At 42.5% G+C, this 25,590-nt stretch carries 23 protein-coding genes; 3 read left to right on the plus strand and 20 right to left on the minus strand.

Translation table 11 applies throughout. The annotated features are described in order from the left end of the window. Positions 1 to 37: 37 nt before the first annotated feature. Positions 38 to 784 (plus strand): hypothetical protein, encoded by a 747-nt coding sequence (locus ACAX20_RS12870; RefSeq protein ID WP_371186783.1) that lies wholly within the window; start codon positions 38 to 40, stop codon positions 782 to 784. A 227-nt stretch (positions 785 to 1,011) separates the two neighbouring features. Here the strand turns inward: ACAX20_RS12870 and fadA are convergent, their stop codons facing one another. The 3 genes from fadA to ppa form a co-directional block, all read right to left on the minus strand. Then, complete coding sequence (gene fadA / locus ACAX20_RS12875; RefSeq protein WP_371186785.1) at positions 1,012 to 2,175, minus strand: acetyl-CoA C-acyltransferase FadA; 1,164 nt, start codon at positions 2,173 to 2,175, stop codon at positions 1,012 to 1,014. Positions 2,176 to 2,188: 13 nt separating this feature from the next. Beyond that, positions 2,189 to 4,357 (minus strand): fatty acid oxidation complex subunit alpha FadB, encoded by a 2,169-nt coding sequence (gene fadB / locus ACAX20_RS12880; RefSeq protein ID WP_371186787.1) that lies wholly within the window; start codon positions 4,355 to 4,357, stop codon positions 2,189 to 2,191. A 311-nt stretch (positions 4,358 to 4,668) separates the two neighbouring features. Continuing rightward, positions 4,669 to 5,217 carry an inorganic diphosphatase gene (gene ppa, locus ACAX20_RS12885; RefSeq protein WP_371186789.1) on the minus strand — a complete coding sequence of 183 codons (549 nt, stop codon included), beginning with the start codon at positions 5,215 to 5,217 and terminating at the stop codon, positions 4,669 to 4,671. A 344-nt stretch (positions 5,218 to 5,561) separates the two neighbouring features. Here ppa and ACAX20_RS12890 point away from each other — a divergent pair, with 344 nt between their 5' ends. Further along, entirely contained in the window at positions 5,562 to 7,556 is a 1,995-nt protein-coding gene (locus ACAX20_RS12890; protein WP_371186791.1) for a sodium-translocating pyrophosphatase, read from the plus strand. Positions 7,557 to 7,683: 127 nt separating this feature from the next. On the opposite strand, the gene ACAX20_RS12895 is transcribed toward ACAX20_RS12890, so the two are convergent. From ACAX20_RS12895 to dusA, 12 genes are all read right to left on the minus strand, one after another. Continuing rightward, the gene (locus tag ACAX20_RS12895; RefSeq protein ID WP_371186793.1) at positions 7,684 to 8,424 is read right to left on the minus strand and encodes a phosphoadenylyl-sulfate reductase; all 741 of its coding nucleotides are present in this window, start codon (positions 8,422 to 8,424) and stop codon (positions 7,684 to 7,686) included. Between the two features lie 4 nt (positions 8,425 to 8,428). Next, on the minus strand, positions 8,429 to 10,144 hold the full coding sequence (gene cysI / locus ACAX20_RS12900; protein WP_371186795.1) for an assimilatory sulfite reductase (NADPH) hemoprotein subunit: 1,716 nt from the start codon (positions 10,142 to 10,144) through the stop codon (positions 8,429 to 8,431). Beyond that, a complete protein-coding gene (locus ACAX20_RS12905; RefSeq protein WP_371186797.1) occupies positions 10,144 to 11,982 on the minus strand; it encodes an assimilatory sulfite reductase (NADPH) flavoprotein subunit in 1,839 nt (612 codons plus the stop codon). The genes cysI and ACAX20_RS12905 overlap by 1 nt, the downstream gene beginning before the upstream one ends. A gap of 303 nt (positions 11,983 to 12,285) precedes the next feature. After that, positions 12,286 to 12,579, minus strand: coding sequence for a hypothetical protein (locus ACAX20_RS12910; protein ID WP_371186799.1), 294 nt, complete (start codon positions 12,577 to 12,579; stop codon positions 12,286 to 12,288). 536 nt (positions 12,580 to 13,115) lie between these two features. After that, a complete protein-coding gene (locus tag ACAX20_RS12915; RefSeq protein WP_371186801.1) occupies positions 13,116 to 13,832 on the minus strand; it encodes a TIGR04219 family outer membrane beta-barrel protein in 717 nt (238 codons plus the stop codon). Between the two features lie 7 nt (positions 13,833 to 13,839). Then, entirely contained in the window at positions 13,840 to 14,832 is a 993-nt protein-coding gene (locus ACAX20_RS12920) for a DUF2333 family protein (RefSeq protein ID WP_371186803.1), read from the minus strand. A gap of 28 nt (positions 14,833 to 14,860) precedes the next feature. Beyond that, positions 14,861 to 15,295, minus strand: a complete 435-nt coding sequence (locus ACAX20_RS12925) for a copper chaperone PCu(A)C (protein WP_371186805.1) — start codon at positions 15,293 to 15,295, stop codon at positions 14,861 to 14,863. 130 nt (positions 15,296 to 15,425) lie between these two features. Beyond that, the gene (locus ACAX20_RS12930) at positions 15,426 to 15,764 is read right to left on the minus strand and encodes a hypothetical protein (protein WP_371186807.1); all 339 of its coding nucleotides are present in this window, start codon (positions 15,762 to 15,764) and stop codon (positions 15,426 to 15,428) included. Between the two features lie 65 nt (positions 15,765 to 15,829). Then, the gene (locus ACAX20_RS12935; RefSeq protein ID WP_371186809.1) at positions 15,830 to 16,033 is read right to left on the minus strand and encodes a PspC domain-containing protein; all 204 of its coding nucleotides are present in this window, start codon (positions 16,031 to 16,033) and stop codon (positions 15,830 to 15,832) included. 218 nt (positions 16,034 to 16,251) lie between these two features. Continuing rightward, a complete protein-coding gene (pspA, locus tag ACAX20_RS12940; protein ID WP_371186811.1) occupies positions 16,252 to 16,914 on the minus strand; it encodes a phage shock protein PspA in 663 nt (220 codons plus the stop codon). A 19-nt stretch (positions 16,915 to 16,933) separates the two neighbouring features. Beyond that, complete coding sequence (locus ACAX20_RS12945) at positions 16,934 to 17,212, minus strand: hypothetical protein (RefSeq protein ID WP_371186813.1); 279 nt, start codon at positions 17,210 to 17,212, stop codon at positions 16,934 to 16,936. A gap of 629 nt (positions 17,213 to 17,841) precedes the next feature. After that, positions 17,842 to 18,834, minus strand: a complete 993-nt coding sequence (gene dusA, locus ACAX20_RS12950; protein WP_371186815.1) for a tRNA dihydrouridine(20/20a) synthase DusA — start codon at positions 18,832 to 18,834, stop codon at positions 17,842 to 17,844. Positions 18,835 to 19,113: 279 nt separating this feature from the next. Between dusA and zur the strand changes: the two genes are divergently transcribed. Then, positions 19,114 to 19,560, plus strand: coding sequence for a zinc uptake transcriptional repressor Zur (gene zur / locus ACAX20_RS12955; RefSeq protein WP_371186817.1), 447 nt, complete (start codon positions 19,114 to 19,116; stop codon positions 19,558 to 19,560). 52 nt (positions 19,561 to 19,612) lie between these two features. Here the strand turns inward: zur and ACAX20_RS12960 are convergent, their stop codons facing one another. The 5 genes from ACAX20_RS12960 to ACAX20_RS12980 form a co-directional block, all read right to left on the minus strand. Then, on the minus strand, positions 19,613 to 19,846 hold the full coding sequence (locus tag ACAX20_RS12960; protein ID WP_371186819.1) for a DUF2375 family protein: 234 nt from the start codon (positions 19,844 to 19,846) through the stop codon (positions 19,613 to 19,615). Between the two features lie 184 nt (positions 19,847 to 20,030). Further along, positions 20,031 to 21,116, minus strand: coding sequence for an alanine racemase (gene alr / locus ACAX20_RS12965; protein WP_371186821.1), 1,086 nt, complete (start codon positions 21,114 to 21,116; stop codon positions 20,031 to 20,033). A gap of 17 nt (positions 21,117 to 21,133) precedes the next feature. After that, entirely contained in the window at positions 21,134 to 22,537 is a 1,404-nt protein-coding gene (dnaB, locus tag ACAX20_RS12970; RefSeq protein ID WP_371186823.1) for a replicative DNA helicase, read from the minus strand. A 175-nt stretch (positions 22,538 to 22,712) separates the two neighbouring features. Continuing rightward, entirely contained in the window at positions 22,713 to 24,251 is a 1,539-nt protein-coding gene (locus tag ACAX20_RS12975) for a SpoVR family protein (RefSeq protein ID WP_371186825.1), read from the minus strand. Next, the gene (locus ACAX20_RS12980; protein ID WP_371186827.1) at positions 24,244 to 25,548 is read right to left on the minus strand and encodes a YeaH/YhbH family protein; all 1,305 of its coding nucleotides are present in this window, start codon (positions 25,546 to 25,548) and stop codon (positions 24,244 to 24,246) included. The genes ACAX20_RS12975 and ACAX20_RS12980 overlap by 8 nt, the downstream gene beginning before the upstream one ends. Positions 25,549 to 25,590 lie beyond the last annotated feature (42 nt).

A 25,590-nucleotide genomic window follows, 5' to 3' on the forward strand; every position in this document is an offset into this window, starting at 1 on the left:
TTGTGTATTTCTTAATAACATAATGTACGGTCTAACTATGAAAACAATAACCCTATCTATACTACTCGTCTGCTTATCTATGACAGTCAATGATACATGGGCTATGGGCACCTCGACCCAGGAAAAGTTTCTTACCAGTTTACTCAATAAAACCGTAGAAAAGGAAATATCGGTAGAGCGAGCAGTGAGTAGCTTACTAAAGCTTTATCCTGAATTACATGAATCAACGATAAACATCGCATTGGCAGAATATCCGAATAACTACCAACAAATAATTAGAGGAACGCTTAAAGCTGATCCTAATTATGCCAGCATTGTCATCAAGCAAGCGTTAAGTCACGAAGTTGCACAATGTACTGACATTATAAAGTACGCGATCAATGAAGAACCGGCTTATGCTGATGATATTGTGATTACCGCCAGCAAACTGCATCCTAACGAGCGGGATGGGATTTTTATCACCGCATTACAAACCAAACCCGTAGTCGCTAATAGTGTGATTACCCGTATCATTCATCAATACCCAGATGATTTTGGCCAATTAATGAATATCGCCTTCACGGAGTTGCCAAATAAACTGCCGTCATTGTTAGAAAGCTTGTTCGCAAACTTTGAAGACAACAAAGAGCAAATTGTTACAGCCGCTATTGCATCGTCAGATAAAGATCAAGTCAGAGTGATCGTTGATATGGCTGTTAAAGCGGGATTAACAGAAGAGACGGCGATCCAAGTTGCGATTAAGGCGGGTGCTGATGAAGCAAAGTTCGCGCACACTAATGAGTGATAATATGCAATGTAATACCTAGACGTGGCTCAATGCTTACAGTGTATCATTCGACTAGATGATTCATTGCGTCGTTTTTAGACCCAATAATTCTTTAAAGCAAAAAAACAGTCAAGTTTCACATTTAAAGTCAATTGTGTGGTCGTCACGCAGATCGCATAAAACAATAAAGGGGCCGATGCCCCTTTATTGTTTTATGCGAGTTAAGTTGTTAATCACAAATTCAACTATACGCGTTCAAATACTGTAGCAATGCCTTGCCCTAAGCCGATACACATTGTCGCCAAACCTATTGTCGCATCTTTATCTTCCATGATGTTGATCAAGGTTGTGGAAATTCGGGCTCCAGAACAACCTAATGGGTGACCTAAAGCGATAGCGCCACCATTTAAATTAATCTTATCGTCCATCACATCCAGCATGCCTAATGATTTAATACATGATAACGCTTGTGCTGCAAATGCTTCATTGAACTCAGCTACATCAATGTCAGCAATAGATAAGCCCGCACGTTTCAATGCTTTTTGTGTTGCCGGCACAGGACCGAATCCCATGGTTGCCGGATCGCAACCAGCTACGCCCATTGCTCGGATTTTCACTCGTGGAGTTAAGCCTAATTGTTGAGCTTTAGATGAAGACATCACCAACATGGCACTTGCTCCATCAGAGATAGCCGATGAACTGCCTGCCGTGACGGTGCCGTTTGCCGGATCAAATACCGGTCGTAGAGAGGATAAACTTTCCACCGTACAATCGGCACGAATAACCTCATCTTGCTCTACTAACGTTAGCGCACCTGCCGCATCATGACCTTCAATTGCAACGATTTCACTGGCCCAACGACCTTCTTGCTGAGCCATATAGGCGCGCTGGTGAGAACGTGCCGCAAATTCATCTTGCATGTCTCGACTTATCGCATGCTGACGTCCTAGTAATTCCGCCGTTAAGCCCATGTTACCCGCCGCCTTGGCCATGTACTTGGCCATTGCAGGGGCAAAGTCAACATCGTACATCATAGGGACATGGCCCATGTGCTCCACACCACCAATAAGATAGACGTCACCCTGCCCCGCCATAATGCTGGTGCTCGCTTGATGCAATGCTTCCATCGATGAGCCACACAAGCGATTTACCGTAACGCCGGCAACCGACTTGGGAATTCCAGCTATTAGGGCGGCGTTACGGGCAATATTGAAACCTTGCTCTTTAGTCTGTTTAACACAACCCCAAATAACATCTTCAATATCGTTAGGATCAAGTGCAGGATTTCGTAATAATAAATTACGCATTAAGTCGGCAGACAATTGCTCTGCACGAACATTTCGAAACGCACCGCCTTTAGAACGCCCCATTGGCGAACGGATACAATCAACAATTACTACATCATTCATAAACTATTCCGCCCTATTTTATTTTTACATCGGTTGTGAAATACGACTTACCTGAAGCCGCCATTTGACGAAGACCATCGGTGACTTGATAAATTTCACCCAAGTGAGCATAACGATCAGCTAAGGCGACAAAATTATCTAAGCCCATTGTTTCTAAGTAACGGATAGGGCCACCTCTAAATACAGGGAAGCCTAAACCATAAATTAGTCCCATATCAGCTTCAGCTGCGCTATCAACAACACCTTCTTCTAAGCAGCGAATGGTTTCGTTAACCATAGGGATCATAAGACGAGCAATAATCTCATCACGTTCGAATTTACTTACATCAGCGCAGATGGTCGCTAATAAATCGATACTCGATTCGCTTGCGACTTTAACAGGACGGCCACGCTTATCTTTTGAATATTGATAAAAACCACAAGCGTTTTTCTGACCAAGCTTGTCATGAGCATACATAAGAGCGATAGGATCTTGCTCAAGCTTTGCCATACGAGATGGAAAACCTTGCGCCATCACATCCGTACAATGATCAGCGGTATCAATACCTACGACATCAAGTAAGTACGCTGGTCCCATAGGCCAACCAAATTGCTTTTCCATTACCTTATCTACTTGAGTAAAGTCTGCACCTTCAAGCAATAACTGGCTAAAGCCGGCTAAGTATGGGAACAACACGCGATTGATATAAAAGCCTGGACAATCGTTAACGACAATCGCTGATTTACCCATTTTCGTCGCATATGCAACAACATTGGCAACTGTTTCATCAGAGGTATGTTTACCACGAATAACTTCCACTAAAGGCATTTTATGCACAGGGTTAAAGAAGTGCATACCACAGAAGCGCTCTGGGTTATCAAGACTTTGCGCCAATAAATCAATAGAAATTGTTGATGTATTTGACGTAATCACCGCATCTTGGCCAACGACCTGTTCTACTTCGCTAAGTACTGCGGCTTTAATTTTCGGGTTCTCGACCACCGCCTCAATGACAATATCGCTTTGCTTAACACTGTCATAGGTTAGCGTCGGCGTTATGCTGTTAAGTACCGATGCCATTTTTTTGGCATTGATTCGACCTTTATCTGCTAATTTACTGAGAATTCCTGCCGCCGTAGTTAAGCCCAAATCAAGTGCATCATTACTGATATCTTTCATGATAATAGGGGTGCCTTTATAGGCTGACTGGTAAGCAATCCCGCCGCCCATAATACCTGCACCAAGTACCGCCGCGCGTTCAACTAACTTGGTTGCCGATTTACTGGCTTTTTTTGCTTTACTTTTTACTACCTGATCAGCAAGAAATACCCCAACTTGCGCTGTACACTGGTCAGTTTTGGCAACTTTAGCAAAAGCCTTATTTTCCAATAACATGGCTTGTTCACGCGGTAACTTCACCGCTTGCTCTAACAACTCAACCATAGCAACGGGAGCTGGATAATGCTTACCCGCCTGTGCTGCAACCATTGCCTTGGCGGTAGAAAAGCTCATTAAATGCTCGGTTTCAGATAGCAATACCGGTTCTAACTTAGCACGTTTTCGTGCCTGCCAATCTAATTTTCCAGCGATTGCTGCTTTTACCATATCAAGCGCTGCTGTGCGCAAATGCTCAGGCGCAACAACCGCATCAATTGCGCCATAGGCGAGCGCTTGCTCTACTTTATGTGCTTTACCAGTGGTCATCCACTCCAGCGCATTATCAACACCAATAATACGCGGTAGACGCACCGTTCCGCCAAAACCTGGCATTAAACCGAGTTTAACTTCAGGTAAACCAATACGCGCAGTGGTATCGGCAATGCGAAAATCACAAACCAGTGCGGTCTCGCATCCGCCACCTAATGCAAAACCATTAATTGCCGCGACAGTGGGAATGGATAGATCTTCAAAGGCATCAAAGATATCGCTTGATGCCTTAAAGGTGCCTGCTATTTTGTCATCGGCTATTTTAAATAGCTCGGTAAATTCAGTGATATCTGCGCCAACTATAAAGGCTGGCTTTGCCGATGTAACGATAACGCCTTGCACCTCTGCACATGCCGCAATAGCGATAATCGCTTGCTTGTACTCTTGCAGCGTTGCAAGGTTGAGCACATTAACTGATCCTGACGATGCAAAACATAACTCAACGATACCGTCTTCTAGCAGTTTGGCAGTAAGGCTATTGCCTTGAAAAATCATGCCGTTCTCCTTCGTGATTATATTCTTGTTGTTCAACGACTTATTTATATTCTTGTTAAGTCACTTTTTTGTTATTCGAGTTTGCCCTGTCTGGTTATGCAAATCAATACATTTTTAAACAAGCGTTTAAATTTGGCGTTTCAAATTGCTTTATGCACATTGAAAACCACAACAATATATCGCTGCGATTTAAGGGCATTCATTTTTTGTAGACTATATTTGCTGATATCGCGAATGAAATGAATCTTCAGGCATAAAAAAACCCGTTGTTATACAACGGGTTTTTTATTTTTAGGCAATAAGATAATCGCTTAGAATGCTGGTTTAACTTCAGCTTCTTCGTAGCGTTTTACACTTGCTGTGATTTCATCTTTGGCAGCTTGAGCATTGTCCCAACCTTCAATTTTAACCCACTTGTTTGGTTCTAGATCTTTATAACGCTCAAAGAAGTGAGAGATTTGGTTAAGCAATAGTTGAGGCATTTCTGTTGCTTCGTTAATGCCACGGTAGATAGTTGATAACTTGTCTACAGGTACCGCTAAAACTTTTGCATCTTCACCAGACTCATCGGTCATTTTTAAAACGCCGATCGGACGACATGTAATAACAGCACCTGGCATTAGTGGGAATGGAGTAGGAACTAATACGTCTACTGGATCACCATCTTCAGATAATGTGTGAGGTACATAACCGTAGTTCGTTGGGTAGTGCATACAAGTAGACATGAAACGATCTACAAAGATAGCGCCTGAATCTTTGTCAACTTCGTATTTTACCGGATCAGCGTGAGCTGGAATTTCGATGATTACATTGATTTCATCTGGCAGGTTCTTACCCGCTGGTACTAGATTTAAGCTCATGGAATTTCCCACTTAAAATTTAATGATATTTAAAGGTCGCTTATTATACCCCGTTAAATATTAAATACATCAATTTTTCACCAACAAATACCGGTAAATAAGCGACCTTAGCTTGATCGCGTATAATATTTTTTTTCATCAATGCCTGAATATCTTAGTTTTTTCCTAATAGAAACTACACTTTTTTCCACAACAGAGCTAACATCTTAATTAATAAGAAAATAATACTAACCTCTTTGTGTCGATGTCTTGGTGGTAGTATGTACATTAACGTAGCTTACGGCTGCATATAAAACCTGTTTTGCGGTTAGGTTTTCTCCGATAACAACAAAAATGGGGACACCATGGATAACATATTGTATTTATCACCGATATTAGGTCTTGTCGGTTTACTATTCGCTTTTATTCTTTACCAAATAATCAAGTCATACAGTCCAGGCAGTGAAGCACTGCAAAAAATTGCCAATCAAATCCATTTAGGTGCCATGGTATTTATGCACCGAGAATATAAAATGCTGGCGATTTTCTCTCTTGTCCTGTTAGTACTGCTTTATTTCTTTGTTTCCCCCAAAACTGCGCTAGCCTTTCTCGTTGGTGCGGTATCGTCAGCGCTTGCCGGTTACATTGGGATGTTTACCGCAACCAAAGCAAATGTTCGCACCACCAATGCCGCACATGAAAAAGGGGCTGCGTCTGCGTTGACCGTGGCTTTTTTCGGCGGCTCTATAATGGGTTTGTGTGTTGCCTCTTTAGGCCTCATAGGCTTAGGAACTCTTTACTGGTATTTTGGTGGTGACCCGACCACAGCTCATTATATTCATGGCTTTGGTATGGGGGCATCTTCTGTCGCACTGTTTTCGCGCGTCGGTGGTGGTATTTACACCAAAAGTGCCGATGTTGGCGCTGACTTGGTTGGTAAGGTTGAAGCTGGGATCCCAGAAGATGATCCGCGTAACCCAGGCGTTATCGCTGATAATGTCGGTGACAACGTTGGTGATGTTGCCGGTATGGGATCGGATATTTTTGAGTCTTATTGTGGTTCGATGATCGCTTCAATAGCTATTGCTTCAACCATGGCGGTCGATGCCCTAGGTGAGCGCAGTGCGTTGATGGCATTACCCTTAGTGCTAGCATCCGTTGGTCTAATTTGCTCCATATTAGGCATTTTATTAGTAAAAATGATGTCATCAAGTAAAGCCGAAGTTGCCTTGCGAAGTGGTACTATGGGCGCGGCGTTGCTATTCATTGTTGCCGCCTACTTTACCGTTGATGCCATGGGCATTAACTCGTATGTTTGGGGTGCAGTACTGACTGGCGCCATCGGTGGTATCATCATTGGCTTGGTCACCGAATATTATACCTCAAGTAAACCTATTGAGAAGATTGCCAAAGCAGGCGAGACAGGCTCGGCAACCGTGATGATCACTGGTTTATCGGTGGGTATGGAATCGGTAGTTATTCCTATTCTCACGTTAAGCGCGATTATTTTTGCCTCAACCTCTATGGCCGGGTTATACGGTGTTGGTATCGCCGCTGTCGGCATGCTAGCGACTGTCGGTATTACCATGGCGATTGATGCGTATGGCCCTGTGGCCGATAACGCCGGTGGTATTGCTGAAATGGCTGGGCTTGGTGAAGAGACACGTAAAATAACCGACTCACTTGATGAGCTAGGTAATACCACTGCTGCAATTGGTAAAGGTTTTGCGATAGGTGCAGCAGCATTAGCAGCGCTGGCCATTATCGCTGCCTATGTTGAAACCATGTCAATTAAAATTCCCAATTTCTCATTGCATTTAGGCAATCCTGAGGTCCTAATGGGCTTGTTTATAGGTGGTATGGTACCGTTTTTAATTGCATCTATTACCATGAATGCCGTTGGTGATGCCGCGTTTGAAATGATTCATGAAATTCGCCGTCAGTTTCGTGAAATAGATGGTTTACTTGAAGGTAAAGCCGAGCCAGATACCGCAAGGTGCGTCGATATTGCCACCACTGCAGCGTTAAAGAAAATGATATTACCCGGTATTATCGCCATTGGTGTCCCCGTTATTGTGGGCTTTGGCATAAGCCCGGAAGCGCTTGGTGGTACCTTAGGTGGCGCACTGCTTGGCTGTGTACTGATGGCATTGATGATGGCTAATGCCGGTGGCGCATGGGATAACGCTAAAAAGTTTGTCGAAAAGGGTAACTTAGGTGGCAAAGGTAGCCCTGTGCATGCCGCGACGGTGGTTGGTGACACGGTTGGTGATCCGTTTAAAGATACGTCAGGTCCATCAATGAATATCTTGATAAACGTTATGGCTATCGTTTCATTGGTTATCGCGCCGGTACTTTAATTACCGTATTCTGACAAATTTAATTACGTAAAAATTAAAATCCTAAGCCCGCTAGCTGACGTGAACAGTAAATAGCGGGCTTATTATTTTTAGCATGGTTAATCTATTAACCATGCTCACAAGATCATTAAATACCGTCACCATCGGTATGCAAACCACACTCTCGCTGCATGCCATTAAAGCGGGTATCTTGCTCACTCAGACCATGACTTAGCGGCTTGCTTGAATGCACATCACCGACTGATACATAACCTTTATCCCATAATGGATGGTAGGGTAAATCATGTGCTTTAAGGTATTGGTGTACGTCACGGTTAGTCCATTCCAAAATGGGGTGCACCTTAAAACGCCCCCTTAGTACCTGCAATGGCAATAAGGTCTGACGATGATCGCTTTGGCTACTGCGGATCCCAGAAAACCAAGTATGTACGGAAAGTTTATCTAAGCCATCCTGTAAAGGTTCAACTTTATTTGCTAGATTGTATTGTGCTAATGCCTGCTTATCTTGACTCCACTGTTGGCCATAACGGGCGCGTTGCCACGCAGGTGATAATTTGGCACGACATACATGCAGATTGAGTTGCAGCCGTTCTGTCATTTGATCGATGAATCGATATGTTTCAGCAAATAAATACCCCGTATCTGTTAATACTACAGGGATATCTGCTTTAATTTGCGTCATCATGTGTAACATAACTGCCGACTGAATACCAAAGCTTGAGGTAAGCGCAAATTCCCCTGGTAAGTTGGTCATGGCCCAGTTCACTCGCTGCTGCGCCGACATTGGCCGTAATATGGTATTACAAGCCTGCAACTCGGTATCGGTTATTGACGTTGGCGATGGTATGAAAGATCGGTTATCAGCCATGAGGTTACCCATAAAAGTCGTCTTTACTGACTTTTACTTCGGCGACGATGCCGCTACGAATAACAAAATCACCAAAACTTTCATCACCAAGCCGAGCTGCTACCCAAGCGGCAATAAGCTCATCCATTTCCGCAAGCACCTGCGACGATGAAATATTGTCGCGGAATAATTTAGGAATGCGTGTACCTGCCGGATTTCCACCTAGATAGAGATTATATTTATCAGGCCCTCGCCCGACTAAACCAACTTCCGCTAACATGGCCCTACCGCAACCATTAGGGCACCCAGTAACCCGGAAAATAATATGTTCATTCGCAATGTCATGCTTAGTGAGTAATCCTTCAATTTGCGTGACAAAGCCTGGTAAAAACCGTTCCGCTTCTGCCATTGCCAAAGGGCAGGTAGGAAATGACACACAAGCCATCGAATTTTGCCGTTGCTGTGATTGACCTGAGTCTATTAGCCCATGCTGTATAGCCAACTGTTCGATTATGGCTTTATCTTGCTCTGCAACGCCGGCAATAATGATATTTTGATTGGCGGTCATGCGAAAATCACCTTGATGTATTTTGGCGATCTCGCGCATTCCCGTTTTTAAAGGAGCATGTTGATTGTCGTAAATACGGCCATTCTCAACAAACAAGGTTAAATGGTGCAAGCCATCTACTCCCGCAATCCAACCAATGCGATCACCGCGAGAAGTAAATTGGTATGGCCTCGACTCAGCAAACGAAATACCCGCTCGATGCTCCACCTCTTGCCTAAATACATCAACACCGACCCGATCTAAGGTATATTTGGTTTTCGCATTTTTGCGATTAACGCGATTGCCCCAATCTCGCTGGGTAGTTACCACGGCCTCTGCCACGGCTAAAGTATGCTCAAGCGCAATAAAACCAAAATCATCGGCTCGACGCGGATAGGTCGACTGGTCGCCAAAGGTCATCGCTAGGCCACCACCGACAAGCACATTAAAGCCGACTAACTTACCCTGCTCTGCAATGGCAACAAAACTCAGATCGTTGGCATGAACATCAACATCGTTATCGGGGGGGATCACCACGCTGGTTTTAAATTTACGGGGTAAATATGTGTTACCTAACACCGATTCAACAGGTTCTGTTTGCTCTACTTTTTCACCGTCTAGCCAAATTTCGGCATACGCATTGGTTTTAGGCAATAAGTGTTCGCTGATTTTGGCTGCCCATAGATAAGCCTGTTGGTGCAATTCTGATTGCACCGGGTTCGAGGTACACAGCACATTGCGATTTACGTCACCCGCTGTGGCGATAGAATCGATACCTATTTTATTTAAGGTTTGATGCATCAACTTTATATGACGCTTAAGCACACCGTGAAACTGGAATGTTTGTCGCGTTGTAAGCCGAATGCTGCCATAAGATGTGTATTCATCCGCAAAAGCATCGATTGCTAACCATTGCTTAGGCTTAATTATGCCGCCTGGCATTCTCGCGCGGAGCATAACATTATGTAACGGTTCAAGCTTTTGCTTACTGCGTTCGGCACGGATATCGCGATCATCTTGCTGATACATGCCATGAAAACGAATTAACTGAAAATTATCCGCTGTAAAGCCTCCCGTTATCGGGTCGTCAAGATCGTCACTGATGGTGCCGCGCAAATAATTCGACTCAGCTTTAATGCGCTCATTGTCAGCCAACTTACCAATAACGATTTTTGCTTGTGATTGACGAGACATTAGTAGACATCCTTCTGATAACGTTTGTTGATACGTAATTGTTTTAAATACCGCTCGGCTTGCTCTTCGCTTTGTTGACCATGTTCAACCACAATGTCAACTAGCGCCTGATGTACATCTTTTGCCATACGGCTCATATCACCACACACATATAAATGGGCACCTTGCTCTAACCATTGCATCACTTGTGCACCATGTTGACGCAACTTGTGTTGCACATATATTTTTTCCGCTTGATCACGAGAAAATGCGACGTCTAATTTAGTCAGCAAGCCAGACTTTACGTAGCTTTGCCACTCGACTTGATATAAAAAATCTTGGGTAAAGGTTTGTTCGCCAAAAAACAACCAGTTTTCACCACTGGCATTCGTCGCATCGCGATGCTGTAAAAAACCTCGAAATGGCGCTACACCAGTACCTGGACCAACCATAATCACCTTAGTGTCTGGGTTGTCAGGTAAACGAAAGTTCGGATTTGGTTCGATAAACACTTTAACCTGTTCATCAACAGCTAAACGCTCAATGAGATAGCCCGAGCCACAACCAACTCGGCGTTGCTCGGTTTGTTCAATGTCACCACCGTTAACATCATAACTAAGTAAACCAACCGTTAAATGCACCTCATTCTCGACTTCCGCCTGACTCGAAGCAATGGAATACAAGCGAGGTGTTAGTACTGGCAGTAAATCAACCAATTGCTGAGCCGTTAAACGCGCTGGAAACTGTTGGATAATATCGACAAACTGCATGCTGTTCAGATAATCCCTAGTACTATTGGCATTTGCTAACAATTGCTCAAGTTCACCATGACTAGCCATTGCGCCATATTTTACTAACGCGATTTTGTTGATTGCAGTAATTTCTTTATGCTCGGCTAACGCTTTATATAGCGTCATATTTTGCTCACTCACTACAACAGGCGCCTCTGCATCAAGCGAAAACTCATTGATTATACGTGTAATAAGCTGTGGCTCATTAGTTGGTAGAATACCCAAGGCATCGCCAGGTTGATAGGTTAGCCCTGAGCCTTCAACATCGAGTTCAAGATGATGAACCGTTTTATTTGAATCGCGACCAGTTATTTTCTGATTATCAATCACTGTCGCTAAAAAGGGCTGGATTTTACTATAAGGTTTGGTTGTTGATTCTATTGAAGGACGCAAGCTAACAATGTTATCAAGATTTTGCTGATTAATAGCGTTAGAAAATTCTTTACCGAGTTTTTCTAACGTCTGTTGTTGCCATTGTTGTACAGCCTCTTGAAAGTCGACATCACAATCAACCCGTGCAAATAAACGCTGGGCACCAAGCTCAGCCAAACGCTCATCAAAGTCTTTACCTGTTTGGCAAAAATACTCATAGCTTGAATCACCAAGAGCTAACACAGCATAAGACAAGTCATTAAGTTTGGCAGCGCGCTTAGAAAATAGGTACTCATGTAGCGCCATTGCATCATCGGGTGGCTCCCCTTCCCCATGTGTACTTACAACAATAAGTACATACGACTCCGACTTTAATGATTTCGGCTTAAACTCTGTCATATTGGTTAAGGTTACCGTCAGCCCCAGCTGTTGCGCCGCAGCAAATACTTGTTGACCTATCGCTTTCGCGTTACCCGTTTGCGAGCCATATAATATGGTTAGCTCAGGGCTAACACTAACCGCAGCTACCGTGGATGTATCTGGCGAACCATTTTCACTTTTCGCCGCCAAGTAACCACTCGCCCACGCTAACTGCAAAGGAGAATATATCGATATAGTTTGTTGAAGCTCTGCTAGCTGCTTTGACGACAAGGTAGAAGAGGTCGCTGCCACACTGTGATCTGCTGCTCGTGACATAATGCTTTTGCTCACTAATAAAAATTATCTAACGTGAACAAAGAATAACTAGCACTAACTAAAACATAAAAGAATAAAAAAGGATTTTTTATATCTTTGGAGAATATAGGGAGAATATCAGGTTAATCATGTCAAAATTTTACGTATCGGGTATTTCAATGATTAGAGAAATTAACAAAGTCATCTGAAGTAAGCCTATTATATTCTGTCCTCGCAATAATAGACTTACATTCAGCAAAACGGCATATAGATTAATAACGGCCTAGATCAGGACGCTAGCTTGGCTTGTTTAAGCAGTTAACCCTACGAAGCGCCTCCGAGTAACTTTTTAATAAAGCCTATAATGACGAGTAGTACACCACCACCAACGCCACCGCCGGCAACGCTACCAAGAATGCTACTTAAATCCATACCGCCGGTACCAATATCCATACCAAACATGGCAAGAATTTGTCCGCCTAATCCACCGCCGAGAATACCAACAAGCGAGTTTAGTAAGGTACCAAGAGATAAGTTTTTCATCAAACTGCCTGCTACGTTGCCGCCAACAGCACCACTTATCAGTTGAATAATTACGGGTAATAAGGTTTCCATCATTGTTTCCTCTTGTAAACATGGATACATAGATGCAAACGCAACAACATGCACCTACAACTCTGGGAGGTAGTTGACCTCGCCACTTTTTGTAAGTTAACCGCTCGTATACTGCGGACTATATTGCTCGATCTAGTTGATTCAAAGCTAGGTTAACTCAGCTTGAAACTTCATCAAGTTTTCCCTAACTACCTAGTAAAAGGCTAGTCTGCATGATAATAAAATCAAATTTTAAGTAAATTATTTCAGGGGTTTGATGGCAGTTTTTCATAACTAGTGCAATGAATAAACTCTCAATTAAGGGCGTTCAATAAACACCGGTAAAATGTCTGCTATCTATATATCTATGGAAATAGACATAAAGCTACACAGGTTGTATTGCCGAGCACTTTATAGACAACTTTTGTCATCGAAAAAATACCCCATGGTAGATAGGCTGCGCTATTGAACCTAGCGGACTCTTCAGAATAATTGTGGTTGATACAAAAAAGGCCTGATTGCTCAGGCCTTAGTCATATAAAGTATGAATACACTGCTAGTTAAAAGTGTACTTCTAAACCAGCAAACACACCGTCAAATTTAAGGTCTGCATAGATATCGTCAACATCATCAAGTTCAACTTCAACAACGCGGTAACCTAGCTGAACATCAACGTCAACAATCATATTGTCAACAAGGGCGTAAGCAACGCCGGCTTGGTAATCGGCTAATGTATTATCGCCAATCGCCAAAATATTACCTTCAGCAAATACATCTAACCCCGTTAGAGGCAACGCCACTTCAGCAGATAGGTATAGCATTGGAATGTACGTGTCTACATTTAAGCTATCACCATTTGAGGTCACAAAGTCACCACCAAAGTCTTTGGCGGTTAAACCAAAATCGAATGAGAACAAGCCATTATCAAATAGCTCGTAGTACAAGGTGTAATCGGTGTACGTTACATCAACCTCACCGTTGAGCTCACCGTCGATTAGCATCGCATCGAAACCAAATTCGAAACCTGCAGTCATTAATTCACTATGAGCAATTTTAACATTAGGAATCAGTGGTACAGGGTGTTCAACTTCAATATATAAGCGATTTTGTTTTTCACTCTCAAAATCGTATTCTGTTTGCATAGAGCTATCTGCATAGCTACCTTCAGCAGACATATCCCATAATTGCGCACCAGCGTATACACCAATAACATCAGCATTGGCATTCAGGCTGGTTAACATCATCATTGAACCGAGTAATGCAGCGGTCTTTTTCATTATTATTTTATCCTTGGCTAAGGAGCTCTCTTAAGTCAATCAGGGCCGCATTGGCACGGGAGATATAATTAGCCATAACCAAGGAATGATTAGCGACTAACCCAAACCCATTGCCATTTAGAATCATAGGACTCCAAACCGTTTCCTGAGTAGCTTCAAGCTCTCTAATTATTTGGCTAACGCTAACGCTAGCATTTTTATTTTGAAGAACATCGGCAAAATCGACCTCAATTGCTTGTAATAAGTGCAATAAAGCCCAACATGCGCCACGCGACTCATAGAATACATCATCTATTTGCCACCAGCTAGTTTTTACCATAACCGAAGATGCACTGACTGTCGATTGTTGCGCCGTGCGATCGCCAGCTAAGTCGGTGTTAAGTTGATTACGACCGACACTGGCACTCAGTCGTTGTGAATAGCTACCTAAACGTTTTTCGACTTCACGTAGCCAATCACTTAAATTATCTGCACGCGCATAAAACTGGGCATCCTGTACTAGAGGATCAGCAAGATCTTTACGATAAGCGTATAAATTTTGAATAGCATCCTGGTACTCACCTTCAGCAGAAGGAATTGCCCAATTACGATGATCAATATTAAATTTTGGTTGGGCTTGCTTTAAATGCGCATTCTCTAATGACTGCGACTGTGAGCGTGAAAATGATTGTCGCATCGCAAGCGACATATCGCGGATCATTTCTAATGCGCCAAACTCCCATGCAGGAATATTATCAAGTAATACCGATGGTGGGGTTATATCATTAGCCAAATAGCCACCCGGCTTATTTAATACCGTTTCGGCGACTTCAATTAGTGTAGTTGTTGTGGTGTAACCGACAACAGGCTTAACATTATCTACTTTTGCGTCATTAAGTGCGACTTCTCTTACGTTAAAGCTGTCGGGTTCAAAACTCCAAAAAACACCAAGCAAATAAAATAATAAAAACACGATAGCAACAACACCGGCTATCGATTTGGTAGAGACATTTAACGCCATATCATATCCTTACAGAAGCTTTTCAGAATTATTGTCGAGCAAGCCCTTTTACAGGTACTTTAATAGTAGCAGTAGTTTGGTCGTCAAAATATAGGCTTAATTCAATTTCTTGCCCCGCGTGTAAACGTTGTTGCAACGCAAAAATCATGATGTGATAACCGTGTGGCTGCAAAACCGTATAATCGTTAGCTTCGATTGCAATGCTATTAACTTGTTGCATTTTCATCATATCACCATCCATGATGTGTTGATGCAATTCGATACGTTCACTGATATCAGAAGTGACGTTGACCAGTTTACGTTGCTGCTCACTATGGTTATGAATGTGCATATAAGCAGCACTGATTTTGGTACCAGGAATGGTTTCTTTTACATAATGATCGCTGATGATCAAATGATGCGCGCTGACTTGGCCTGAAAATAGTAAAAATAGGGTTGTAAGCAACAGAGTTAATCGTTTCATCGTAGCCTCAGGTTATCTAATCTGTGCTACATCATCGCTTATTTTTAACCTCCTCACAATCAACTATTAAAGGATTTACAATAATTTAAGCGCTATACCACAGTCGACACACTCGTTTCTTTATGTCTATTTAGCATGCCTTTATTGGTCGCTCTCGAGTGCAAAAATAAATAACGAAAGCGACTAATATAAACGGCCATGCCATACCAACGCCCAACGCCAATAGACCAGCAACGACTGAGATACCGATAAACGCAATCAAGCCAAATACACTTACAAGTATCACCGTTAGAACAATACCTATAACCACTACAGCCAACGCCGAATAACTCACCGCGGATAATAAATTAATATGCTGCTCAGCTAAAGCATCGCCTATTCCTAATAACTCTAAGGTTGAGATACCAAGCGCCCACGTCAGTAGCACAGATACAACAATAGCTAACAATAAGGCTTTAAAAAACTTCATAACCAATTTCCTGCATTAAGCGACATTTATTTAAATGATTTGCTTACCAAAATTAAATGATCGATTTAATAACGACTTGGCATAACAAGCGCAGCAACAAAGTAGGCAACAATCGTTGTCATTGGCATCATGAACCCTAACACAACAACCGCGGCGCGAACGCCAATAGTTGGTAAATCAAAATAACGAGCAACACCGGCGCAAACACCTGAAACGGTTTTATTTGCCATATCTTTACGTAATGTATTGTGATCGCTGCTATATCTCATGTTATTTCTCCAACAGATAAAAATTCATATTCAGTCTACGGCAACCACGCCATAGCATTAATGGTTAGCGACTATTCGCTATCTCTTTACTTAAATGATTGCGCTATACCAAATACGCCAGCGCCAACAAAAAAAGTAATAACCGGAACTAACCATAAGGTTATTGCTAATGATAATGGAAACATACTCCCCCCAACCCCGCATTAAAGCGCAAACGACTATGCGTTTGCCGCCTTTTGTTTCAATTCTTGAAGCTCACGCTCAACATCATCATTTTTTTCTAATGCAGCAATTTCTTCATTTAAGGTTTTGCCTGCAGTGAAATCAAATGATTCAACCTGCGCTTCTAACTCATCAACCTTTTGTTGATAACGTTCAAACTTTGCAATAGCACCATCAATATTGGTGGTGTGTAACACTTGCTTGGCTTGTAGTCGTACCGATGCTGACTGCTGGCGCATGGTAATCGCCTCTTGACGGCGTTTAGCTTCTTGCAACTTTTCCTGAAGACGGACACAGTCGGTTTGAATATCGTCAAGAACCGCACTCACCGATTCGACTTGTGTGTTCAGAGCATCTAATTCCGCTGTTACATTTTGTTTTTCTTGTAACGCGGCACGAGCTAAATCGTCTCGGCCTTTGCTTAGCGCAAGCTCGGCGTTTTGCTGCCAGTGACTGACTTTACTTTCTAATTGACGCTGTTGACGTACAGCCGTTTTCTTTTCAGCTAAATACTTGGCAGCATCGGTGCGCACATCAACGAGCGTCTCTTCCATTTCCTGAATGATCAAGCGGATCATTTTTTCCGGGTTTTCCGCTTTTTCGAGCAGTGCGTTGATGTTTGCGTTGATGATGTCTGTGAATCTTGAAAACATACCCATGATATACTCCTAAGGTTTCTTATTGCTCTTCGGCTACTTCAATTGGTGCTTCTAAAATCGTTACTGTTGGTACACCTTTGTCAGTAGATAACAGTGAATCGATTGAAAAGTTAGCAACTTGTTGCTCAACGCTATTAGCGACTTCTTGTGCCAACACCTCAACCACATGTTCTGTTTGCTGGCTCACTATGTAGCCTACATAAGTTTCTAGCGATACTTCTTCAGCTTGTGCAGGCGCCATTACTGATGCTGTTAATAGAGTTGCTACTAAGGCTGCTTTACTCGTTAGGTTTTTCATTGTCTTCTCCTTAATTCCCATCTTGAGATAATTAGCTATGGCGCCTACCACTTAACTTTCGCCAACTTTGTCATTACTAATTCAATCTGTGTGCCAACTTTTAAAAACACACCTAAACACATGTTTTAAAAGGATTTAATCAAAGCGAATCAACACCACACAAGAATTAACATAGATTTCACAAACCCATCATTTAGTTAATTTCACCAACACGTTAGTAAAATTAACCACTCAATAAGATCGCGACTTTGTAAATCGCAGGTATAAAAAAAGCAGCTATTCGCTGCTTGAAGTATCGATAGTTAGGTAACACATTAATTAATATAGAGAAATCACCAAATCAGAGCTGATAATAAATAACCAAGAAGTATTGTAGGTGAGGGTTAACGCTTGAGTTACAGCTTTTCAGTCACAGCTAAAACCAATGAACACAGCAAAGTTAATGCACCAGGAACCAATAAAATGAAAAACATTTCTGTTAACGGATACATATCTTTTCCTCAATTGTAGTAGTGACTATGGTGTTGATATGCTATTAGTCGCGACAAATAAAAAAAAGGTTTAAAAAAATGCCGAAATAAGATTATAAATACTTATTTCGGCATTTTATGAGTATTGTTATAAACCGATTATTCGCTTACTGGGTTACCCGTTAATGCAAACGCTTGTCGCAATACTGTCGAATCTGCACCTGGTTGCCCTGCATTTTCACTCAGGTAGCGTCTAAATTTACGCGCTCCCGGCAAGCCATTACACAAGCCAAGCATATGACGAACGATATGCCAAACTCTTGGGCCATGACCTTCGTCACTAATGGTCCTATCAATGTATTCGCACATTTGCTCTATAATTTGTTGGCGAGAGACTTGTGGGTGATCTTGGTTAAAAATCTGTTGATCAGCAAGGCTTAGCAAATATGGATTTTGATATACCTCTCTACCAATCATAACACCATCAATATGCTGCAAATGCTCAAGCGACTCTGCTAGCGTTTTGATACCACCATTGATTGAAATGGATAAATCTGAAAAATCTTTTTTAATGTCATAAACACGACTGTAATCAAGCGGTGGAATTTCTCGATTTTCTTTCGGGCTCAAACCACTTAACCAAGCTTTACGGGCATGAATAATAAAATGCTCACAGCCAGCTTTGGCTACGATATCAATAAATTGATGTAAAAACTCGTAGCTGTCTTGATCATCAATACCAATACGAGACTTTACCGTAACCGGCACCGATACAGCATTTTGCATCGAGCTTATACACTCGGCAACAAGATCAGGCTCGGCCATTAAACAAGCACCAAAACGACCATTTTGCACGCGGTCTGATGGACAGCCGACGTTAATATTAATGGCATCATAACCTTTTTGTTCAGCGATTTTCGCGCATTCAGTCATCGCTTGCACATCGCTACCACCAAGTTGTAAGACTAATGGGTGCTCTTCTTGGTTATAGCCAAGGTAATCCCCTTTACCATACAAAATAGCACCCGTTGTGACCATTTCGGTATACAACACAGTATGTTTACTTAACAAACGCAAAAAGTAACGACAATGACGATCAGTCCAATCGAGCATTGGCGCGACAGAGAGTTGTTCGGTGAACGGCTTATTCATAGAAATTCTTTAACTACCTATACAATGGGTTGCCGCTGATTAAGCCGAACACCCCCAATAAGTTAAATCCTCTTAGCGAAAAGTCATAACAAACCTTGTTTCGCTGGTGAGCATCAAATTGCCATATTTTAGCATAGAAAATTTTTAGAATATCAGCCTTATCAACAAAGCAGACAAATATTCTATCAAGGCAACAACGACCTCATGCTCCGATAGAGTAGTGGCATGCAAAATTTGCTGTGTTAAACTAGGTGCACTTTCATCTTTATATATAGTTTTATGGACGCGAATCAACTACTTGAGCAAGCCAAGCGCCATTGCCAAAAAAATGGCGCAAGACTGACACCTGCGCGTGAACAAGTATTTATGTTACTTGCACAAAATCGTGGTGCTATTGGTGCTTACGATCTACTGGAAAAACTAAAAGCAGTCGACCCTGGTGCCAAGCCAGCAACAATATATCGTGCCCTTGATTTTCTTGCTAGCCAAGGATTTGTCCATAAAATTGAATCGATTAATGCGTTTTTATTGTGTGATCATTTCAGTGAGTGTAATCACCCTGTGCAACTACTTATTTGTGACAGTTGCAGTAAGGTTGAAGAGATCCAGTCTAATAATTTAGATTTGGCATTACGGGCGATGGCAGATGCGAGCGGCTTTAGCATTCATCGCCAAGTTGTTGAAGCACACGGCACGTGTCGCCAATGCCAAGAGCAAAGTCAATAACTGCTTGATTGGGAGTATCTTAGCTAACGTTAATTTTTTATTGTGATTAACGTTAACTCGCTCGCTTCGATTCGTTAGGGAAAATTGTCCTATCACCAAGCGCGTTACGTAGCTGGCAATGACCATCAAATACGGCAATGATAATTTTATCATCACGATAGTCTGGCGATAATAATACACGCTTATCAGAGCTCACGGTAAGATCTGTTAATACATCAGTACACACCGTGGTTAAATCGTTTTGATTGTAATACAACACCGTCACATCACTTGTTACGCTTGCCATCCGTCCCCCTTAATTAAGCAGTAACACCAACACTGGAATTAAAAATAAAACAAGCAAATTCAATGACATTGATTTATAAAACTATAGACAGCAAATAACTATTACTCAAATTTACTTAAGTTTTTCTAGGGATGTCTAATCAGACTGAAGAGACGTTGCGGTATTGCAAGAAAGCGTTAGCAACTTACACTAACTCGATTTTGACTCGCTTACTTATATTACAAAGTAGCTCATAAGGGATAGTGGTTGCCCATTTTGCAACCTCATTAACATTCAAGCTTGCTCCCCATAGCTCGACATAATCACCAATGTTGTCTTTGGCATCGGCACCTAAATCGACGGTTATCATATCCATCGACACTCGGCCAACGATCGATACCTTTCGACCATTAACTAGTACTGGCGTACCTGTAGGTGCATGTCTAGGATAACCATCACCATAGCCAATGGACACCACACCAATGCAAGTATCTTGCTTTGCTTGCCAAGTTGCCCCATAACCGACACTGTCGCCAGCCTTAATATGCCGCTTAGCAATTAAACTGGCATGCAAGGTCATAACCGGTTGTAAATCGAGAGTTTTATCATGGTTAGCAACTAACGGATCAATACCATATAACATCAAGCCAGGACGTACCCACTGATAATGGCTATGTGGCCAGGCACAAATACCTGCCGAATTCGCTAATGATTTTTCATCGGCAAGATGACCGGTTAATTGTTCGAATAAAGCGACTTGCTCTGTGGTATTCACCATCTGTAGATCATCAGCACAACCTAAGTGACTCATTAGCAGAATGTTATCTTGCACGTTGGAGCACTGCTTTAATCGCTGGTAAAACTCGGCAAACTCGCTTGGTTCAACACCCAAGCGATGCATACCTGTGTCCACTTTAAGCCATACTTTTATCGACTCCGTTAATTGAGCTTGCTCAAGGGCTTCGAGTTGTTGACGGTTATGAACAATGGTTTGTAAATTATTGGCTGCAAGAATAGGTAGGTGATCTAACTCAAAAAAACCTTCCAATAACACAATGGGTTTTACTACACCACCTTGTCGTAACTCTAACGCTTCATCAATACGAGCCACACCAAATGCATCGGCTTGTGGCAAACTCTTGGCGATACGAACCAAGCCATGCCCATAAGCATTGGCTTTTAATACCGCCAGCACCTTGCTACCTGGCGCCATGCTTTTAATGCGCTGATAATTATGCGACAGTGCTTGGCGATGAATAGTAGCGGTTGCAGTGTGCTGAGCTCGAAACATGGCGATAGCTTACCTTATTAATCTTCGTCCATGATGCCACCAGGGCCGGCGAAGTTGTCAAAGCGAGAATATTGACCTTGGAAGGTGACTCGAACTCGGCCAATTGGACCATTACGTTGCTTACCGATGATAATTTCCGCAGTACCTTTATCTGGTGAGTCATCATTGTAGACTTCGTCACGATAAATAAACATGATCAAGTCGGCATCTTGCTCGATAGAGCCTGATTCACGAAGATCCGAGTTAACTGGACGTTTATCAGCACGTTGTTCCAATGAACGGTTAAGCTGAGATAGAGCCACCACAGGAATATTTAACTCTTTTGCTAACGCTTTTAGTGAGCGCGATATTTCGGCGATTTCAAGGGTACGATTATCACTAAATTGTGGTACCCGCATAAGTTGTAAGTAATCCACCATGATCATTGATAATCCGCCATGATCGCGGGCAACGCGACGTGCTCTCGAACGCACTTCGGTTGGCGTCAAACCCGCCGCATCATCAACAAACAGTTTGCCTTTTTCAACCAATAATCCCATGGTAGACGATAATCGCGCCCAATCTTCATCATTCAGTTGACCGGTACGGATTTTAGTTTGGTCAATACGCCCTAATGACGCCAACATACGCATCATGATCTGATCTGATGGCATCTCCAGTGAAAAGACCAGTGCCGGCTTATCATGAGTCATTGCCGCACTCTCAACCAAGTTCATAGCAAAGGTTGTTTTACCCATCGAAGGACGAGCTGCAACAATGATCAAATCAGATGACTGCATACCAGCCGTCATCTTGTCGAGATCAGTAAAACCAGTAGACACCCCTGTAACACCATCATGTGGCTGGCCATAAAGCTTCTCTATCTTATCGACCGTTTTTTCCATAATGGAATGAATGCTTTCTGGCCCCTCTGATTTATTCGCACGCTGCTCAGCAATGGCGAATACTTTACTTTCAGCAAAATCAAGTAACTCAGCACTACTGCGACCACTGGTATCATAGCTTGCATCAGCGATTTCATTAGCGACACCAATTAATTCACGGGTTACCGCACGTTCACGGACAATATCTGCGTATGCAAGGATGTTGGCCGCACTCGGGGTGTTTTTCATCATCTCTGCGAGATAAACAAAACCACCTACATCATCGATTCGTTGTTCGTTTTCTAATGCTTCTGATAGGGTAATCAAGTCAACTGGGTTACCCTTTTCAATCAAATTACCAATGCATTGGTAAATCAATCGATGACCACGAGAGTAAAAGTCTTCGGCAACAACGCGTTCGGCAACGTTATCCCAGGCATTATTGTCTAACAACAGTCCGCCGAGTACTGATTGCTCCGCCTCCATTGAGTGAGGGGCAATTTTTATTTGCTCTAGTTGTTTATCTTTGCCTTGATTAGTCGCTTGTTTTTGCGCCATAGTTGCGAATCATTCCGTAAGTAGAAGGTATTGAATAATAGGGTGTTCAATTTAAGCGATCTCAGCAAAAAATTGAAGTAAAAACTACCGCTCAGTAACAATTTCAAGCAGCCTTTTACAGAGGAATAGCGATTAATTTCTAATCGTTGGTTACAGCGCTAGCGGGTAAACATACTTACGATTTATTGCTCTCAGGACATTTAGCAATAATAAACCGCTCGCCGTTTTTATCTTTTTGCACTAACTTGACATCAAATTGCCAAAGGAAATGTAAATGCTTGAGCACTTCTTCTCGACTGGTGGCCAGTGGCACATCATCAACAGGTATATATTCTAGCGTCAGCGAGCGATCGCCATTAATATCAGCATTAATGATTTGCACATTAACTTCAGCGTAACTTAGGTCATATTGCTTGGCGAGCATAGTACGCACTTGTCGGTAACCTTGCTCATTATGAATCGCTTTAACACTGAGAAAATTATCACGATCATTATCGTGTAACTGAAACAGTTTCATATCGCGCATCACTTTAGGGGATAAAAACTGACTAATGAAGCTTTCGTCTTTGAAATTTTGCATAGCAAAATGCACTGTCTCTAACCAGTCCTTACCAGCAAAATCAGGAAACCAAAACTTATCTTCTTCCGTCGGTTGCTCGCAAATACGGCGGATATCGGTAAACATATTAAACCCCAGTGCATATGGGTTTATGCCAGAATAGCCAGGATGGTTGTACGGCAGCTGAGTGATGACATTGCTGTGATGGTGAATAAATTCAAGCATGAAACGCTCAGATAACAACCCTTCTTCAAATAAGTGCTGAATAATCGTGTAATGCCAAAAACACGCCCAGCCCTCGTTCATGACTTGGGTTTGTCGTTGCGGATAAAAATACTGCGCAATTTTACGCACAATACGGACAATTTCCCGTTGCCACGTGCGTAACTTCGGTGCATTTTTTTCAATAAAATACAGCAAGTTTTCTTGCGGATGCTCTGGAAATGTTGGTTGCTTTTTATCTGCTTGCGGTTGATTATGTTTATCTACTTGATGCCACAGCGCGTCAAGGTGTGACTGCAAGAACTTCTCGCGTTCGATTTGTTTCTCTCGCTCTTTAGAAACCGACAGTTTTTGTGGTCGCTTGTAGCGATCAACCCCAAGGTTCATCAACGCATGACAAGCGTCTAGGGTATCCTCTACCGCATCAATGCCGTATTTTAACTCGCACTTGTGAATATAGTTCTTGGCAAACAATAGGTAATCGATAATCGAGTCAGCGTCTGTCCATGTTTGAAACAAGTAATTACTTTTAAAAAACGAGTTATGCCCATAACACGCATGCGCCATTACCAACGCCTGCATCGTCATGGTATTTTCTTCCATCAAATAGGCAATACATGGATTAGAATTAATGACAATCTCGTACGCTAAGCCCATGCGGCCACGGCGATAGGTTTGCTGAGTCTGAATGAACTTTTTGCCGTAACTCCAATGATTGTAACCAATCGGCATACCAATACTGGCGTACGCATCCATCATCTGCTCAGAGGTGATCATTTCGATTTGATTTGGATAGTAATCAAGACGATATAAATTGGCGACGCGCTCAATGTGATGCTGATACTCCTCTATCAGCGGGAAGGTCCAGTCGGGTCCATCGTCAAGCGGTTGGGCGTATCGTTCAAATTTTAATGCACCTTTAAAATCATCCATAAGCCACCTTTGCATCGTCACGCTTTTTAAACAGTTCACGAAATACCGGATAAATATCACCGCTATCTTTAACCTGTTTCATATTAAAATGCGGGTTTGCATTGGCCATTTTTTGGTAATGCTGCCACATTGCTTTTGGCACTAACTTATTTATTTCGATGTAGGTAAAGTAACGACATTGGGGCAAGATTTTATCTTGTAACAAGCGACAGCATTTGTCGTTGTCATCTTGCCAGTTATCACCATCACTGGCTTGGGCACCATAAATATTCCACTGACTGGGTGAGTAGCGCTTGCTAATAATGTCACTCATTAATTGCAACGCACTCGACACGATGGTACCGCCGGTTTCTCGAGAGTAGAAAAACTCTTGTTCTGTGACTTCTTTTGCGGTGGTATGGTGGGTGATATAAACCACTTCAATGGTCTGGTAATTACGACTCAAGAATAAGTACAGCATAATGTAAAAACGCTTGGCCATGTCTTTGGTTTGCTGAGTCATTGACCCTGATACATCCATAACACAGAACATCACAGCTTTAGAACTAGGCTTGCTTTGCTCTTTGTAATTGCGAAATCGTAAATCGAAGGTATCAATAAACGGAACACTGGCAATTTTATCTTTCAATTGCTGAATTTGCAGTTCGAGATCGTCAAGTTGTTGCTGACGTTGCGTCGTAGGCTCCGATAGCTGCAACGCCAAAAGCTCTTCACGGTGCTTTTCGCAACCACGCAATTCTGCACGAACAGAACTGGTCATCGCCATTTTTCGCGCCATGGATTTTTGCAACGAACGAACAATATCAAGGTTGGCTGGAACACCATCGTTGCTATAACCACTGCGCACTAAGCTGGTTTCGGTAAGCTGCTTGTCATCTTTGCGCTCAAGGTTAGGCAATTCAAGATCTTCAAACAACAAATCAATATATTCATCGGCGGAAATAGCAAAGCTAAATTCATCTTCGCCACTGCCAGTATTGGATGCATTGCCCTGCCCTTGACCTTGACCGGCGCCACCACCGCGAGGTTTGGCTATCTTATCGCCGGTATTAAACTGATCATTACCAGGTAATACAACATCGCGACGCCCACCACTCCCCTTATGAAATATCGGCTCTTTGAGGTCTTTATCTGGAATAGTAACAACTTGTTCTGACTTGTGATCAGTGACTTGTCGGTCGGTAATTGACTTAGCTAGCGACTCTTTAATTTGTCGTTTATAGCGACGTACAAACCGCTGGCGGTTAACCATAGATTTGTTTTTGCCGTTAAGACGTTTGTCGATAAAATTTGCCATACCTATTACCTACGACCTCATATGATTTGCTATAAATGCGCT

The organism is Thalassotalea sp. Sam97, from assembly GCF_041379765.1.
Classification (GTDB): Bacteria; Pseudomonadota; Gammaproteobacteria; order Enterobacterales; family Alteromonadaceae; genus Thalassotalea_A; species Thalassotalea_A maritima.

Bases quoted from the DNA above. Each gene is read 5' to 3' on its own strand.
- ACAX20_RS12870 (WP_371186783.1), top strand. From the start codon at position 38: ATGAAAACAATAACCCTATCTATACTACTCGTCTGCTTATCTATGACA.
- fadA (WP_371186785.1), bottom strand. From the start codon at position 2,175: ATGAATGATGTAGTAATTGTTGATTGTATCCGTTCGCCAATGGGGCGT.
- fadB (WP_371186787.1), bottom strand. From the start codon at position 4,357: ATGATTTTTCAAGGCAATAGCCTTACTGCCAAACTGCTAGAAGACGGT.
- ppa (WP_371186789.1), bottom strand. From the start codon at position 5,217: ATGAGCTTAAATCTAGTACCAGCGGGTAAGAACCTGCCAGATGAAATC.
- ACAX20_RS12890 (WP_371186791.1), top strand. From the start codon at position 5,562: ATGGATAACATATTGTATTTATCACCGATATTAGGTCTTGTCGGTTTA.
- ACAX20_RS12895 (WP_371186793.1), bottom strand. From the start codon at position 8,424: ATGGCTGATAACCGATCTTTCATACCATCGCCAACGTCAATAACCGAT.
- cysI (WP_371186795.1), bottom strand. From the start codon at position 10,144: ATGTCTCGTCAATCACAAGCAAAAATCGTTATTGGTAAGTTGGCTGAC.
- ACAX20_RS12905 (WP_371186797.1), bottom strand. From the start codon at position 11,982: ATGTCACGAGCAGCAGATCACAGTGTGGCAGCGACCTCTTCTACCTTG.
- ACAX20_RS12910 (WP_371186799.1), bottom strand. From the start codon at position 12,579: ATGATGGAAACCTTATTACCCGTAATTATTCAACTGATAAGTGGTGCT.
- ACAX20_RS12915 (WP_371186801.1), bottom strand. From the start codon at position 13,832: ATGAAAAAGACCGCTGCATTACTCGGTTCAATGATGATGTTAACCAGC.
- ACAX20_RS12920 (WP_371186803.1), bottom strand. From the start codon at position 14,832: ATGGCGTTAAATGTCTCTACCAAATCGATAGCCGGTGTTGTTGCTATC.
- ACAX20_RS12925 (WP_371186805.1), bottom strand. From the start codon at position 15,295: ATGAAACGATTAACTCTGTTGCTTACAACCCTATTTTTACTATTTTCA.
- ACAX20_RS12930 (WP_371186807.1), bottom strand. From the start codon at position 15,764: ATGAAGTTTTTTAAAGCCTTATTGTTAGCTATTGTTGTATCTGTGCTA.
- ACAX20_RS12935 (WP_371186809.1), bottom strand. From the start codon at position 16,033: ATGAGATATAGCAGCGATCACAATACATTACGTAAAGATATGGCAAAT.
- pspA (WP_371186811.1), bottom strand. From the start codon at position 16,914: ATGGGTATGTTTTCAAGATTCACAGACATCATCAACGCAAACATCAAC.
- ACAX20_RS12945 (WP_371186813.1), bottom strand. From the start codon at position 17,212: ATGAAAAACCTAACGAGTAAAGCAGCCTTAGTAGCAACTCTATTAACA.
- dusA (WP_371186815.1), bottom strand. From the start codon at position 18,834: ATGAATAAGCCGTTCACCGAACAACTCTCTGTCGCGCCAATGCTCGAT.
- zur (WP_371186817.1), top strand. From the start codon at position 19,114: ATGGACGCGAATCAACTACTTGAGCAAGCCAAGCGCCATTGCCAAAAA.
- ACAX20_RS12960 (WP_371186819.1), bottom strand. From the start codon at position 19,846: ATGGCAAGCGTAACAAGTGATGTGACGGTGTTGTATTACAATCAAAAC.
- alr (WP_371186821.1), bottom strand. From the start codon at position 21,116: ATGTTTCGAGCTCAGCACACTGCAACCGCTACTATTCATCGCCAAGCA.
- dnaB (WP_371186823.1), bottom strand. From the start codon at position 22,537: ATGGCGCAAAAACAAGCGACTAATCAAGGCAAAGATAAACAACTAGAG.
- ACAX20_RS12975 (WP_371186825.1), bottom strand. From the start codon at position 24,251: ATGGATGATTTTAAAGGTGCATTAAAATTTGAACGATACGCCCAACCG.
- ACAX20_RS12980 (WP_371186827.1), bottom strand. From the start codon at position 25,548: ATGGCAAATTTTATCGACAAACGTCTTAACGGCAAAAACAAATCTATG.